Source organism: Candidatus Binataceae bacterium, assembly GCA_035508495.1.
Lineage (GTDB): Bacteria > Desulfobacterota > Binatia > Binatales > Binataceae > JASHPB01.
Genome location: DATJMX010000052.1, coordinates 19,164 through 33,147, shown reverse-complemented (window position 1 = coordinate 33,147; position 13,984 = coordinate 19,164). Strand labels below are relative to the sequence as shown.

Annotated in this window: 17 protein-coding genes; 5 read left to right on the top strand and 12 right to left on the bottom strand. The window is 61.8% G+C overall.

What is annotated here, in order from left to right; translation table 11 throughout:
* Nucleotides 1-5 precede the first annotated feature (5 nt).
* From VMA09_16770 to VMA09_16750, 5 genes are all read right to left on the bottom strand, one after another.
* Entirely contained in the window at nucleotides 6-782 is a 777-nt protein-coding gene (locus tag VMA09_16770; GenBank protein HUA35264.1) for a slipin family protein, read from the bottom strand.
* A 232-nt stretch (nucleotides 783-1,014) separates the two neighbouring features.
* Nucleotides 1,015-2,331: a nodulation protein NfeD gene (locus VMA09_16765; protein HUA35263.1), complete on the bottom strand. Its 1,317-nt coding sequence runs from the start codon at nucleotides 2,329-2,331 to the stop codon at nucleotides 1,015-1,017.
* A gap of 2 nt (nucleotides 2,332-2,333) precedes the next feature.
* Nucleotides 2,334-3,122: a uracil-DNA glycosylase gene (locus VMA09_16760; protein HUA35262.1), complete on the bottom strand. Its 789-nt coding sequence runs from the start codon at nucleotides 3,120-3,122 to the stop codon at nucleotides 2,334-2,336.
* 66 nt (nucleotides 3,123-3,188) lie between these two features.
* The gene (gene coaBC, locus VMA09_16755; protein HUA35261.1) at nucleotides 3,189-4,415 is read right to left on the bottom strand and encodes a bifunctional phosphopantothenoylcysteine decarboxylase/phosphopantothenate--cysteine ligase CoaBC; all 1,227 of its coding nucleotides are present in this window, start codon (nucleotides 4,413-4,415) and stop codon (nucleotides 3,189-3,191) included.
* A 46-nt stretch (nucleotides 4,416-4,461) separates the two neighbouring features.
* Nucleotides 4,462-5,295 (bottom strand): hypothetical protein, encoded by an 834-nt coding sequence (locus VMA09_16750; GenBank protein HUA35260.1) that lies wholly within the window; start codon nucleotides 5,293-5,295, stop codon nucleotides 4,462-4,464.
* Nucleotides 5,296-5,382: 87 nt separating this feature from the next.
* Between VMA09_16750 and VMA09_16745 the strand changes: the two genes are divergently transcribed.
* A complete protein-coding gene (locus VMA09_16745; protein ID HUA35259.1) occupies nucleotides 5,383-6,336 on the top strand; it encodes a fatty acid desaturase family protein in 954 nt (317 codons plus the stop codon).
* Between the two features lie 25 nt (nucleotides 6,337-6,361).
* Nucleotides 6,362-6,739: a HigA family addiction module antitoxin gene (locus tag VMA09_16740; GenBank protein HUA35258.1), complete on the top strand. Its 378-nt coding sequence runs from the start codon at nucleotides 6,362-6,364 to the stop codon at nucleotides 6,737-6,739.
* Between the two features lie 15 nt (nucleotides 6,740-6,754).
* Here VMA09_16740 and VMA09_16735 read toward each other — a convergent pair whose 3' ends face one another.
* The 3 genes from VMA09_16735 to VMA09_16725 all read right to left on the bottom strand — a co-directional run bounded on the left by VMA09_16735 (nucleotide 6,755) and on the right by VMA09_16725 (nucleotide 8,815).
* Nucleotides 6,755-7,198 (bottom strand): hypothetical protein, encoded by a 444-nt coding sequence (locus tag VMA09_16735; protein HUA35257.1) that lies wholly within the window; start codon nucleotides 7,196-7,198, stop codon nucleotides 6,755-6,757.
* Nucleotides 7,195-8,349: a serine hydrolase gene (locus VMA09_16730; protein ID HUA35256.1), complete on the bottom strand. Its 1,155-nt coding sequence runs from the start codon at nucleotides 8,347-8,349 to the stop codon at nucleotides 7,195-7,197. The genes VMA09_16735 and VMA09_16730 overlap by 4 nt, the downstream gene beginning before the upstream one ends.
* 79 nt (nucleotides 8,350-8,428) lie before the next feature.
* The gene (locus tag VMA09_16725) at nucleotides 8,429-8,815 is read right to left on the bottom strand and encodes a DUF1272 domain-containing protein (GenBank protein ID HUA35255.1); all 387 of its coding nucleotides are present in this window, start codon (nucleotides 8,813-8,815) and stop codon (nucleotides 8,429-8,431) included.
* Between the two features lie 111 nt (nucleotides 8,816-8,926).
* On the opposite strand from VMA09_16725, the gene VMA09_16720 reads away from it, so the two are divergent.
* From VMA09_16720 to VMA09_16710, 3 genes are all read left to right on the top strand, one after another.
* On the top strand, nucleotides 8,927-9,403 hold the full coding sequence (locus VMA09_16720; GenBank protein ID HUA35254.1) for an ion channel: 477 nt from the start codon (nucleotides 8,927-8,929) through the stop codon (nucleotides 9,401-9,403).
* 214 nt (nucleotides 9,404-9,617) lie between these two features.
* A complete protein-coding gene (locus VMA09_16715) occupies nucleotides 9,618-10,403 on the top strand; it encodes a UDP-2,3-diacylglucosamine diphosphatase (GenBank protein HUA35253.1) in 786 nt (261 codons plus the stop codon).
* A complete protein-coding gene (locus VMA09_16710) occupies nucleotides 10,400-11,638 on the top strand; it encodes a glycosyltransferase (protein ID HUA35252.1) in 1,239 nt (412 codons plus the stop codon). Before VMA09_16715 ends, VMA09_16710 begins: the two co-directional genes overlap by 4 nt.
* Here the strand turns inward: VMA09_16710 and VMA09_16705 are convergent.
* From VMA09_16705 to VMA09_16690, 4 genes are all read right to left on the bottom strand, one after another.
* A complete protein-coding gene (locus VMA09_16705) occupies nucleotides 11,635-12,306 on the bottom strand; it encodes a DJ-1/PfpI family protein (GenBank protein HUA35251.1) in 672 nt (223 codons plus the stop codon). The genes VMA09_16710 and VMA09_16705 overlap by 4 nt on opposite strands.
* The gene (locus tag VMA09_16700) at nucleotides 12,303-12,923 is read right to left on the bottom strand and encodes a TetR/AcrR family transcriptional regulator (protein HUA35250.1); all 621 of its coding nucleotides are present in this window, start codon (nucleotides 12,921-12,923) and stop codon (nucleotides 12,303-12,305) included. The genes VMA09_16705 and VMA09_16700 overlap by 4 nt, the downstream gene beginning before the upstream one ends.
* Nucleotides 12,924-13,081: 158 nt before the next feature.
* Entirely contained in the window at nucleotides 13,082-13,477 is a 396-nt protein-coding gene (locus VMA09_16695; protein ID HUA35249.1) for a hypothetical protein, read from the bottom strand.
* 86 nt (nucleotides 13,478-13,563) lie between these two features.
* A complete protein-coding gene (locus VMA09_16690) occupies nucleotides 13,564-13,824 on the bottom strand; it encodes a hypothetical protein (protein ID HUA35248.1) in 261 nt (86 codons plus the stop codon).
* Between the last annotated feature and the right edge of the window lie 160 nt (nucleotides 13,825-13,984).

Below are 13,984 nucleotides of genomic sequence, written 5' to 3'. Positions count from 1 at the left end.
GAAACCTATTTTCCTTCCTTGCCGTCGCCGCCCGCTCCGCCTACCGATTTGCGGAAGACCTCGAACAGGTCAATCGGCACTGGAAAGATCGTAGTCGAATTGTGCTCGGTCGCAATCTCGGCGAGTGTCTGCAGGTAGCGCAACTGCAGCGTGATCGGACTCCGACCCATGATCTCCGCCGCGTCAGACAGGCGTTGCGCGGCCTGGAACTCGCCTTCGGCCGAGATGATCTTGGCGCGCCGCTCGCGCTCGGCCTCGGCCTGCGCCGCGATCGCGCGCTGCATATCCTGCGGCAGGTCGATGTTCTTGAGCTCGACGAGCGTCACCTTGATTCCCCACGGCTCGGTCTGCGAGTCGACGATTTCCTGGATGCGCGAGTTGAGCTTGTCGCGCTGGCTCAGCAGATCGTCGAGATCGGTCTGACCGCCGACCGAGCGCAGCGTGGTCTGCGCAAGCTGCATCGTGGCGAACAGGTAATTCGCGATCTCAGTAACTGCGCGCGACGGATCGACGACGCGGAAATAAAGCACCGCGCTGACCTTGACCGTCACGTTGTCCTTGGTGATGACGTCCTGCGCGGGAACGTCGAGCGTGACAGTGCGAAGATCGATTCGCACCGCGCGCTCGAGCACGGGAATAATGAAAATGACACCCGGGCCGCGATAAGGCGTCAGCCGCCCGAGCCGAAAAACCACCGCGCGCTCATACTCGTTGTAAACACGCAGACTGCTCAGCAGCACGATGACCAGTATAACGATGACCACGCCAATCCCGCTCGCCATCAGGTTTCTCCTTGCGATTGCGCTTCACGAGCTCGCCGCCTAGCAGCCTTGATGCGAAGCTTGCAGCAGATGCTCAGGGCGCAGACATCCCTTCCCGATGCGGGAAGGGAAAGAGGGTTATGTCGATCTCTTCGTGTGGAGTCAGGCAACGACCTAGCCCCTAACCCCTTCCCGCATCGGGAAGGGGAACCAGAACGATCCGCGTTTATCCGCATTTTCGCGCCGCTCTCCGCTACGGTAGCGGTTGCACTTCCAGTTCCAGGCCGTGGATTGCGGTGACGCGGGCGTGAGCGCCGGGGTTGATCGGATTCGCGCTCGAGGCGCGCCAGATTTCGCCGTGAACGAAAACTTTGCCGGGCTTGCCGGGGCCGATCGGCTCGCGCACCTCGCCAACCTCGCCGATGAGTCCTTCGACTCCCGTTTGCGCTTTGCGCCGTCGCTCGCGCGCGACCACGTAGCCGAGTCCGATGATAATGATCGAGAGCGCCACGGCCGCGCCGAAGATCATGCCGCGATTGACCTGAAGATCGGTCTTCGAAGTATCGATCAGAAAAAGCGAGCCGAAGACGAACGCCGTTACTCCGCCGAGGCCTAAGATTCCGTAGCTCGTCACCCAGGCCTCGGCGATCAGCAGTCCTACGCCGAGAAAAATCAGCAGCAGTCCGGTGACGTTGACGGGCAGGACCTCGAACGACGCGAGCGCCAGCAGCAGGCAAATCGCGCCCGCGACGCCGGGGAAGATCACGCCAGGATGCGCGAACTCGAAGTAGAGCCCGATGAGCCCCGCCATCAGCAGGAGGTAGACGATGTTCGGGTCTGACAGTGTGTTGAGGATCTGCTGACCGAAGGTCATCGGAATGCGGCGCACGGTGGCGTCGGCGAGCGCGAGCGTTACGGTCTTGCCTGCTACCTGTACGCTGCGCCCCGAAGCCTGCATGAGCACGCTGCGCAGATCGGGCGCGATAATATCGATGACGTGTTTCGCGAGCGCCTCACGCTCGCCGATCGCCGCGCTTTTGCGCACCGCTGCTTCCATCCAGTCCTGGTTGCGGCCGCGCTGCTCGGCTATTGTGCGCGCCCATGTGGCGGCGAAGTTCTCGAGCTTCTGGCCCATCACACCGCTGACTTCGCCGCCGCCTTCCTCGACCGGATGCGCCGCGCCGATCGTGGTCCCAGGCGCCATCGCCGCGACCGCCGCCGCCTCGGTGATAAACGTGCCGGCAGAAGCGGCGCTGGCGCCTGACGGCGCCACATAAACGATCACCGGAACCCTCGCGCCCAGGATGCTCTTGACGATTCGCTCCGCCGATGTGAGTAAACCGCCCGGCGTGTCGATTTCGATCACGACAGCCGCGAGGTAGTTGGCCTCGGCATAGTTGATCGTGTCTTCGACATAACTCGCGACGGCGGGATTGATCGAGCCGTCGATAGAGATGAGCGCGATCTGCGATTCTGTCGACGCGGCACAGGTTGCAAAATGATTGGCACCCAGCACCGCGAATATAACGGCCGCGATCGCGATGAGCGCTGCGCGCAGACTGAGGCGCATCGTCAGCTCCCGCCGCGACGCGGCACCGCTATGCCGAGTTCCTTCATCACTGCCTGCACGTCGGCCCATACGAGGCGCTTGTCGCTGGGATTGCGAAGCAGGTACGCCGGATGAAACGTCGGCATCATCTTGATACCGCGGACTTCGTGCCAGCGCCCGCGCAGCTTGCTGATCGGCGTCTTCACCTTGAGCACGGCCTGCACTGCGAAGGTGCCGAGGCCGATGATGACTTTTGGTTTAACGATCTCGATCTGCCGCAGCATGAAGGGCTCGCAGGCCGTGACCTCGTCGGGTTCGGGATTGCGATTCTCGGGCGGTCGGCACTTGATGACGTTGCAGATATATACGTCGGCGCGGCTCAGGCCCATGCCGCGCTCGATAATGTCGGTGAGCAACTGCCCAGCGCGGCCGACGAAGGGCTCACCCTTCGCGTCTTCGTCGGCTCCCGGTCCCTCGCCGATAAACATCAGGTCCGCGTTGGGATTGCCGACGCCGAAGACGAGATTCTTGCGCAGCGGCGCGAGCTTGCAGCGCTGACAGTCGCCGATGAACGCGCGCAACTCGTCGAGCGACGCGGTCTTCTCGAGCCCCGGGTACTTCGAGAACATCTCTGCCGAAGCAGGAGCAGGCGGCACGGCAGGCGAGGGCGATGCCTGCGCTCGCGGTTCAGCCGGCGGCACAGTAATCGCCAGACGATCACTTTGCGGCAAGCCCTCGATACCCTCCTCGTGCAGTTGATCGAAGTAATCGCGAAGTGATGAGACCAACAGGTCTCTTTCAGCAGTGCTCATATAAATGAAATCAGCCCGCGACCGTTATCATCGCAGGCTGCGATCATTAAGCAAGCCGCCCCCGGATCAGCGCACGGCGCGCAGGCGGCGCGATTTGGAAGTCCTGAGTGCGACGACGCGATCGAGAATCAGGTCGGCGACTTCGTCCTTGGTGAGCTTGGGATGATCCTGCGCCGCGCCGTCGGCGCCGATGAGCGTAACGATATTGGTATCGACGCCGAAGCCCGCGCCCTCCTGCGTCACATCGTTGGCGACGATCAGATCGAGTTTCTTGCGGCGCAGCTTGTCGCGGGCGTGTTCGATCAAATCATCGGTTTCCGCGGCGAAACCGATGAGCAGGCGCGAGCCTTTTTTTGCTGCGAGCCGCGGCATCTCGTCGGCAATCGGTGCCATCTCGAGCGTCATGCCCCTGCCGCTCTTTTTGATCTTGGCCGGCGCGGGATGAGCCGGACGGAAGTCGGCGATCGCCGCCGCCATCACCAGCGTCGTTGACCATGGAAAATTCTGTGCGGTCCTGCCGAGCAGGTCGGCGGCGCTGGTTGCGTCGATTCGCTCGACGCCATAAGGCGCGGCGAGCTGAGTGGGACCGGTGATGATCTTCACCTCGGCGCCGCGCCGCCACGCCGCGCGCGCGATCGCGAAGCCCATCTTTCCCGAAGATCGGTTCGAGACGAATCGCACCGGATCGACCGGCTCCTGCGTGGGACCGGCGGTGACGAGGATTCGCTCGGCGGCGAGGTCCTGCGTCGAGAGCATCTTCTCTAATTCAGCGACGATTATCGCGGCATCGGCCAGGCGGCCCTTGCCCTCGTATCCGCATGCGAGCGCGCCTTCGCCAGGCTCGATAATCGTCACACCGCGAGCTTTGAGCTTGGCGAGGTTCTCCGTGATCGTCGGATGCTCGTACATGTGCACGTTCATCGCGGGTGCGAACGCGACCTTGGCGCGCGTCGCGAGCAGGACCGTAGTCACGATGTCGTCGGCGATGCCTGCCGCGGCTTTCGCGATCACATTGGCGGTCGCGGGCGCGATCAGAATGGCGTCGGCGCTGTCCGCCAGCTGGATATGACCGATCTCAGATTCCTGAGTGAGGTTGAACGTCTCGGTTGCAACGGGATTCTGACTGAGCGTCTGCAGCGTTAGCGGCGTGATGAACTCGCGCGCGTTCGGCGTCATCATGACGCGGACCTTCGCCCCGGCGGTGACGAGTGCGCGCACGATCTCCGCGGACTTGTAGGCGGCGATTCCGCCGCTCACGCCGAGCACAATCGTTTTGTCTGCGAGCACCGCCATCGAGCGCGATTTTACGGAGCGCGACGGCGGTAAGGAAGCCCGCCGCTCATTGCTGACGCCCTTCGACCTCGTGCATGAAGCGGCGCCAGATCTGTCGCGCCATATCGTCGTATTTGATCATGTCTTGCACGAGGCGGCGCAGCGGCTCCGCCGGCATCAGCTCGTCGGGCAGGAGCGGATCGAGGTTGATATGCCGCAGGACCGAGCGCCCTAGCACCAGCGTCTCGCTGGCCGCGTCTTCGAGCTTCAGATGCTGCACGCGATTGGTGCTTTCGCCGAGCGCGCGCGTCAGCCCCTCGTACGATTCTATAAGTTTCGCCGTATCCCACAACTTCAACGCGTGCGCTTGAGTATGTTGGTCGAGATCGCCGAGCGTCGCGACGATCGCTTCGTGATGGAGTCCCAGCGCGCGAAGCTGATCGCGCAGCGCGTCGAGCGGATCGCGCAGATTAGCAGGCCTGATTCGCAATCCCGTGCTGAGATCGGCGAAGCCGCGCAGACGTAGCGCTTGCTCATGGCGGCGCAGCGCCGCGCGATCGCTGCGCCGGATATGCGCATCGTGAACGACGATCCAGGCGCCCGACCATCGCTGCGTGAGGTTCAGGATGTTGCGCCACTTGCGCACCTCGATGCGCATCGTCTCGCCCGAGGGCGCGAGCTTGTAGAGTCCGCGCGCGGCGCTGATCGCGACGCCGTCCTCGACCATGCGCGTCAACGCCATCCTGATGCTCTGTTCGGTGAAGCCAAGCGCCGCGGCGCTGTCGACGATGAGGCGTGCGGACAACTCGCGCGGCGCGCGATTCGAAAGAAAATCGATCACGAGCTCGCGGGCGGTCAGCGCGTCCGCGGCTTCATAACGAGCATTTGCCTTCGAAGCCATCTGGTGTTATATAACTAATCGTGTCCGAGATTGCCTTTTGTCGTTACACCCTGATACTTCCCGCCGCAGGGAAGATTGGAGGATAGCATGTTCCAGGCGCGCAGCATTTTCACCCCCGAGGAGCTCCTGACGCTCAAGCAAAAGTCGAACTGGCGCGGAGCGTGGATGATCGTTCATGCGTGGGGCGTGATTTTCCTTGCGATGGCGATGTTCGTGAAGTGGCCGAATCCGCTCACCTTCGTCCTGGCCGCCGCGATAATCGGCGCCCGTCAGCTCGGGCTGGCGGTCATCTCGCACGACGCCGCGCACGGCCTGCTGTTCAGCAATATGCGGCTCAACGATTTCGCCGGCACCTGGTTGACCGACTACATTTTTCTCGGCGACATGTATTCGTATCGCAAGGAGCACGTCGCCGGGCATCATCGTTTCACGCAGCAGTCCAACGATCCTGATCTCTACCTGACAAAGCCATTTCCGATCACGCGCACGAGCCTTAAGCGCAAGCTGATCCGCGATATCACCGGGCAGACCGCCTATAAGCAGCGGCGCGGATTGTTCCGCCGCGCCTTCGCGATTGGCAAGCCGATGCCGCTAGCAGAGCGCGTGAAGCGCGCATGGCCGCGCGTGGGCACCTTCTTCATCTCGAGCGCAATCCTCTTCACGATTCTCGCCGTGGCTGGATACTGGTGGCTTTATCCGGCGCTGTGGCTGTTGCCGTGGTTCACGTTCCAGCCGATGGTGGTGCGCATTCGCGCGATCGCCGAGCACTCAATGGTGAAGAGCAACGACGATCCGTTCCTCAACACGCGCACGACCCGCACGAACTGGTTCACCCGCGCGTTCATTGCACCGTACTTCGTGAACTACCACCTTGAGCATCACCTGCTGATGTCGGTGCCGTGTTACAACCAGCCGAAGATGCATCAGATCATGCTCGCCAAGGGCCTCGCCCCGAAGATGGAAATCCAGCCGGGCTACCGCGCCGTGCTGAAGCTGGCAACCTCGAAACCAGAAGCCCCCGCGCTCCAGGCCGCCGCGTAGTAGCGCAACTAACTTCGGGTGATCAATGAAAAAGGCCCGCCGACGAAGCGGGCCTTTTTCTTTCGTGCCAGCCGTCATCGTGACTGGCTACACCTTACACCAGGCGAGACTAATCGATGGCTATAAAGAATCCGCCGCATCCTGGAAGCGTCGTCCGTCGGCAGTGCCTCGCGCAGTTGAATCTTTCCGTTACCGGCGCTGCAAGGCGCTTGGCGTCACGAGGCAGGCGCTGTCCGAATTGGCGAACGAAAGAGCAGGGATGTCGGTGGAAATGGCGATTCGGCTCTCGAAGGCATTCGGCTCAAGCCCTGAGACGTGGCTCGGAATGCAAATGGCCTACGACCTGTGGATGGCGCGCGGCCGCGCGGCCGAAATCAAGGTGCAATCGTTCAAAGCCGCATGAAGTCCGCGTTCGTGCTCATTTTGGGGCAGGCCGTTCGTTTTCATGGAGTACGCGCTTCTTCGCGCGATCGTAAATTGTGAGATTGCTTACCTTTTCGACGCAGACGAATTGCATCACGCCGGGCTTGGATCGTGTGAACGGGCAGACTTGGTAGGTGCCGCGGAAATCGCGATCCCATTGGGCATTGGTGGGATCGTTCAGCCACTGCTTCAGGTTTGCCGGGAGGATCGGGTCTTCGTCGCATAGCACGCCGACGATTCTCTTCGTGCGGGTGCGCGAGATGCGATAGGTCGGGTTGCCGTTCCAGAGCCGCAGGATGCCCTTCAGTTCGAAGCACGGCCCTGCGAGGTTGGGATTTCCGGCGCATACGGCGTGCGGCACGCACGCATCGTGGATGTCGCCCGCGTACGCGCCGTTCGTGAGCATCAGCGACAGCGCAAGCGTGAGCCGCCAGTTCATTTGTCAGTCGTGGCGGCGACCGGCTGCGTCGCTCTCAAGACGTATTGGTTGAGAATCGCGAGCGGCACGGGACCCTGCAGCTCACTCTTGTAGAGGCCGGCATTTACGACCGCGACCAGGTCAAGGTCGGGCACGATGAAAATCCGCTGCCCGCCGAGTCCCCAGGCCGCGGACCAATCGACCGGATGCTTTCCGACCAGAGAGCGGCCGAGCCAGAATTGATAGCCGTAGAAGAAAACCATAAAGCCGTTGATTTGAGGCGTCGTGGACGCATCGATCCAGGTCGGGGAAACGATTTGCTTGCCGTTCCACGCGCCGCGGCGCAGGACGAGTTGGCCGATTTTTGCGAAATCGCGTGGCCGCAAGCGCAACCCACCCGCGGCTAGCGGATAACCCTTCGAGTTCTTGTACCACTCGACGTCGGTGATCCCGAGCGGCTCGAAGAGCATCGAACGAGCCAACTGGTCGAGCGGCTTGCCAGTAGCCTTACGCAGTACGGCACCGAGCAATTCGGATGATCCGGAATCGTAGTTCCACACGCGACCGGGCGGAGCGACCACCGGCTGTTCGAGCGCATAGCGATCGGGATCCGAAGCCCGATCCATCTGGTTTTCGCTGTTTTTGCTGCTGGTGTAGGGAGTATCGAATTCGTGCCACTCCTGCCCCGATGACATCGTCAGGAGATCGCGCAGCGTAATGCGGCTGCGCTCGGGAGTTCTCAGGTCGGCATATTGGGGAAAAAATGAGACCACACTTTCATCGACGCTTTTGATCCAGCCGTGATCGATCGCAATCCCGACCAGCAGGCTGGTGATGCTCTTGGTCACGGAGCGTGCGTCATGCCGGGTTTCGGGACCGAAGGCGACCTCGCCGGCATCGACACCGAAATGCTCATCGCGGCCGGAGAAATAATGCTCGAAGACCAGTTTGCCGTGGCGAACCACCACGACGGAGTGAACATTGGCCTCTTTCCAGTTGCTCAGCCACGGCACCATCGCGCACAGGGTTGCGCTGGAAAGGCCGACGCTCTCGGCGGTCGCGACCGGCCAGTGGTCATTGCCGGGTCCCGGCGTCCCGCAACTCGTTTGCGCCTGCGCGACACCGGGCAAGAGTGCAATCGCAGCTGAGATGAGCAGTACTCGAATCCGCATACTGCCCGGGAACCTATGACACGCGCGAACAGCTTGTAAAACGCTCACGCAGGATTTCGGCCGCTGTCGTGCGCTTCTGTTAACTGGCGGACATCGCGCGGGCCGATAGCCGTCCTGAGCAGTTCGGACATACGTGCTTGTAGCCCTCGGCGCAGGGGTCGCAGAACGTGCACTGGAATGAGCAGGCGTAGCCCTCGGATGCCGCGGTCATCGCGGCACCGCATTTCTCGCACTTATCTTTCGGGGTCGTCATGAGACGGAGCAGGTTGCCGTTGCGCTCTTCGTCTTCTGCCGCTTTGAGCAGTTTCTCGCGCGCGAGCTTGTTGCTCTCGTGCTCCGCGAGCGCGCGATAAACCGCGCCGCCCGCGATCTCGAGCTTGCCGAGGAGAGCCATCTGCTCGGGCCGGCTGAGGCCCTTGAACAATGACGCCATCACCTGTTCGGGTGGAAGTTTCTGCTCGCTCATGATGATTAAATCCTCGCGCGCGATTCTATAAACGGTAGTTGTGCGATCAAGGGTGCCACTTCATCGAGGGTGGCTGGATCCATCGGATTGCACAGAAGTGAGGATGAAACCGTGAATGCCACTTTCGAAAAAATGGCGATACTAACTCCGCTAATCGTTGGATTGCTCGCGATCATGGCGTCGATCGTGATCCACAGTATCGCGGGGCGCAGCGTGCTTTACCTGATGGTGCGCGAGATGCGGCGGCCGGCGCATCTGCGGCGGTATCGCCACGACATCATGATCGTCTGGAGCGCTACTTCCGTACTGCTCGTGGGGCACCTCGCTGAGATTCTTATGTGGAGCGTGCTGATCTTCGGGCTCGGCGAATTTCCGAATCTCGGCCCCGCCTTCTATCATTCGGCGGTTAACTACACGACGCTGGGCTACGGCGATATCGTGATGTCGCCGGCGTGGCGGCTGCTGGGCCCGCTGGAAGCGGCCGATGGCATGCTCATGTTTGGAGTGACTACGGCGCTGGTCTTTGCCGTGATCAATCGAATCGCGGCGCACAATTTCGCGCCCTTCGATGCGAATCCAACTGAGTAATGTGTCGTAGCCATTACTAAATAGTAACTCGCAAGTTATCGATTCATCCTCTGGCAGTGATTCCGTGTTGATAACTTCAGGTTTACGTCACACGTCCGTCGAAATTCATTGTTCTAATTCATAGCAGTTGAACCGCGCGGCACGACCGCCAAAGGGGTGGTGTGTCGCAACCGAATTCACTTGGGAGCGGAGGGTGGAAAGGTGGTGGGACGCTATGAAGAGTAGTTATCAGTGCCGCGCGATTTGGATCTCGGATATTCACCTCGGTACGCCGATCTGCAAGGCGGAGGCGTTGCTCAGTTTTCTGCGGACGCACGAAGCGCCGACGCTGTACCTCGTCGGCGATATCGTCGACTGCTGGAACGTCGGCCCCGCCTGGCATTGGACGCAGGCCCAGACCAAGGTGGTCGAGGAAATCGCGCGACGGCATCGCAGCGGCGTGCGCGTGACCTTCCTGCCCGGTAATCACGACGAGTCCAATATCGATCTCGTGCAGACGCTGTTCGGGTCGGTGAGCGTCCGTTACGAGTTGATGCACGAGACGGGCGAAGGCCGCAGGATGCTCGTGATTCATGGGCATCAGTTCGACGGCACGCTGAACCCAAACCGATGGTTCTCGCGCATGGGTTATCAGGCGTATCGGCCGCTCCTGTTCCTGAATCAATGGACGCATGCCAGGGGCGTCGCGCGCCCTGACAATGGCCCGACGCTGCTCTCCAAGGTCACTTCGCGGCTGCGGCGCGCCGTCGAGTACATGACCGACTTTCGCGAGAGCGCGGTTTCGGAGGGCGCGAGTCAGCGCGGCGCCGACGGCGTGATCTGCGGGCATATCCATCGCGCGGAGAAGCGGCAGATCGGCTCGATTCTCTACGTCAACGACGGCGACTGGGTGCATAGCTGCACCGCGCTCATCGAAGCGCTCGACGGCAAACTGCGGCTGGTGCAATGGGATCGCAGCTCCGAGACGATGATCGAGCGTGATGCGGAGGCGGCGTTATGAGCACGCCGCTGGCTCGGCAAGCTGGGATGGCGCGACTTGATTTGATCTTTATCGACGCCGGCGGCGGTCATCGCGCGTCAGCCACCGCGCTGCGAGATGTAATCGAGCGGCAGACGCGGCCGTGGCAGACGCGGCTCGTCAACTTGCGCGACATCCTCGAGCCCGTCGATCCGATTCACAACTGGACCGGGATTCGCGTCGAGAATTTTTACAACGGGCTGCTGAAATACGGCGTCACGTTCGGCACCGGTGCGATGCTGCGCACGGCGCAGGCGATTATTCGCCTGACTCACGAGCGGCAGGTCGCGTCGCTCGCGCGCTACTGGCAGGAGCGGCGGCCCGACATGGTGCTGTCGCTAATCCCTAACTTCAATCGCGCGTTGTTCGAGGGCTTGCGCGCCGCGGATCGCGCGACCTCGCGGCCGCGCACGCCGATGGCGACGATCCTCACCGACCTCGCCGACTATCCGCCGCATTTCTGGATCGAGCAGCAGGAACAATTCCTGATCTGCGGGACCGAAGCCGCTGCGGCGCAGGCGATTCGCATGGGACATCCGGCGCCTCGCGTTTTCCGCACCTCGGGCATGATCGTGCGCCCGGAGTTCTACGAGCGCCCCGTGATGGATCGCGCTCGCGAGCGCAAACGGCTGGGCCTCGATCCTGAGCTGCCGACCGGCATCGTGATGTTCGGTGGCTACGGCTCGCGTCAGATGCTCACGATCGCGCGGCGCATTGCGGCGTCGGGCGAGCATGCCCAGATGATCTTCATGTGCGGTCACAACGCGGAACTCGCGTCGCGGCTAGTGCAGATGCGGCTGCCGTTTCCGTGCCGGATCGAAGGTTTCACGCGCGACGTTGCACGCTACATGGCGGTCGCGGATTTCTTCATTGGCAAGCCCGGGCCCGGAAGTATCAGCGAGGCGCTCGTGATGGGACTGCCGGTGATCGTCGAGCGCAACACGTGGACGATGGTGCAGGAACGGTTCAACACCGACTGGGTCGCGGACAACGAAGTCGGAATCGTGCTGCGCTCGTTCAGTGACGTAGCCGAAGGCGTAGCCGAGATGATTGATCCCGAACGCCTGAGGCATTTCCGCGAGCGCGTCGCGGCGATGAACAATCGCGCCGTGTTCGAGATTCCGGAAATCGTCGAGTCGATCCTCGAGATGCCGCGAACGCACGAGACCGAGGCGGAAATGCCGTCGCTTGGTCCGCTGAGCCTCGCGACTGCTTAGAGCGTCCGGCCGGATTGGTGCTCCATCGCCGCGCTCATCGCGCTCATCGCCTGCAAGACGATTTCGGGCCCCGCGCTTTTGGGATTGCCGGCGTTGAACGGCGGCGCGGGATCGTACTCCATCGCGAGTTGCGTGAGCTTGGCGGCGTCGTCGCCGCGCAGTTTGGCGAGGAGCACGAGGCCGAAGTCGATTCCCGCCGTTACGCCTCCGCCGCTCACTCGATTGCGATCGACAACCACGCGCGCATCGACGGGCTCGGCGCCATATGCGCTCAGACCGGCGCGCGCGGCCCAATGTGACGTCGCCTTGTAGCCCTTGAGCAGACCGGCGGCGCCGAGCAGCAGCGATCCACTGCACACAGAAGTGACGTACTTCGCCCGCAAGGCGCGGTCGGCGAGGAACTCGAGCACTTCGCGATCGCCCATGATATTCGGCTGGCCGAATCCGCCCGGCACGAACAGCACATCGAGGTCGCGCGGGCAGGTCGCGAAACTATCGGTTGGCTGGATACCGATATTGGTGTCGGAGAAAACCAGGTCCTTCGTCTTCCACACGAGGTGGATATTGGCGAACCATGAAAAGACCGTTTGCGGGCCGATGAGATCGAGCAGCGTGAGGCCAGGGTAGGTGAGCATCGCGATTTCGAGCTTGGGTGCGCTGTCATTCATGGTCGTGAACTCCTCTTTGGTTTCGGGTTCTTAGCGGCGCGCTCGAGCAAGGCCTGAAATGCGACTTGCGCTCGCCGATCGGCATCGGCGGAGCGCAGAAAGCGATGCGCTGCGTGATGCGCGAGGTAGATGCCGCAGAGCTCCCATACGAATTGTTCAACATCGAGATTGGCGCGCAGATGGCTGAGCTGCACTGCGCGGCGTACCAGCGCGGTGAGCATCGCCCGCCACTGATTTTCCATCTCGAGGATCTTGTCGCGCACCGCGCCTTCGACGTCGTCGAATTCAAATAGGCCCGCCGCCACCGGGCATCCGCCGGGGAGGCCCGCGCGCTGGGCCCATCCGAACCAGTTGTCAACGAGGGCCTGGAGACGCGGCAATCCTTCTTGCGCCTTCATCGACGGTTCGACGACACGACGCATCGCGAACTCGGCCATGTGCGAGAGCAACTCGACCTGCACCTCTTCCTTGGAGCGGAAATGGGCGAAGAGCCCGCTCTTGGACATCCCGACCTGGTCGGCCAAGGCGCCGAAAGTGATGCCGCCGAGACCCGCCTGGCTCATCAGCGCGAGTCCCTGGCGCAGGATCTTTTCACGAGTGGATACGGCAGCGGCCATGCCCATAAAAAAGCACGACCGGTCGTGCTACGCAACCGGTCGTGCTGGAAATCCGGACCGCCTCCAGCTGTCCGGTGAAGTCAGCTTAATTCGCAATCGCGAGATTCAAAGAAGTTCCCCGGGATATGCAGCGTCTAAAGGATGTACGGGTGCTGCTCTCAAGTGAGCCCCAGCTCACCTGGGCGGCTCCCCTTCACCCCGTGCACCTTGGCAAACCGCTGGCATATCCCGGGGAAGTAGCAATCGACAATATACCGCCTCCATATCCCGATTGCGCGGCTTGACAGCCGGCCAGCGGGACAGGGCAGGGCGGGCGCATAGAGATGACTCCACGACGCGTGAATCGCAGTGGCCGTCGCGCTGAGCGCCCCAAACGAGGCGCCATCGAGCGGCCGCCGGCAGATGAACGCGGTCACCAGACCCGTCACGGCGATTGCCGCGATTCCGATTGCAGTGCGGAGGTTGTCCTGGGCAACCATCTTGGCGCAGGCCGCCGTCACTAGACGGGCGCCGAGCGCAGCTCCGCTCTCGATCTGTGTCTGGATCGAATCCATTCAACCTTACTGCGAATACTTCGAATTTGACGGGGAGCCCCGCGGCTCTTACAGGGCTCCCCGCCGGCCTGGGGGTTGCGGGCATGTTAGAGGAGCCCGCTCAGGAGACTTAGAAGGTACACCAGCGTCACGACGGCAATGGCGAGGCCCGGCAGTTCGTCGAGCATCGCTTCGCGTGCCAGCTGGAGTCCGATCGTTTCTTGCTTAATCGCTCCAAGACCACGAATGGCGATGGCCTTTTCCTGGGTGTCCATCGAAGCTATCCTCAAAGTGCTGAACGATTCCGTAAGATTCGCGCGGAGGGTGAATACCGCGCTTGGCTTAGGCTGGATGATCGTTGCAGTCATTTGAGTTCCTCCTCTCGACAGCCCTTTCACAAAATCAGGCGTGAAAAAGTGCTGAACAATTCCGTTCAACGCCAATGAACGAGCCTTCGACGTTGCTTCTCTGGCGAAAATACGACGAAGACCTTATGAACGTTTCGTTAATGCGCATTGATTTGGCGTC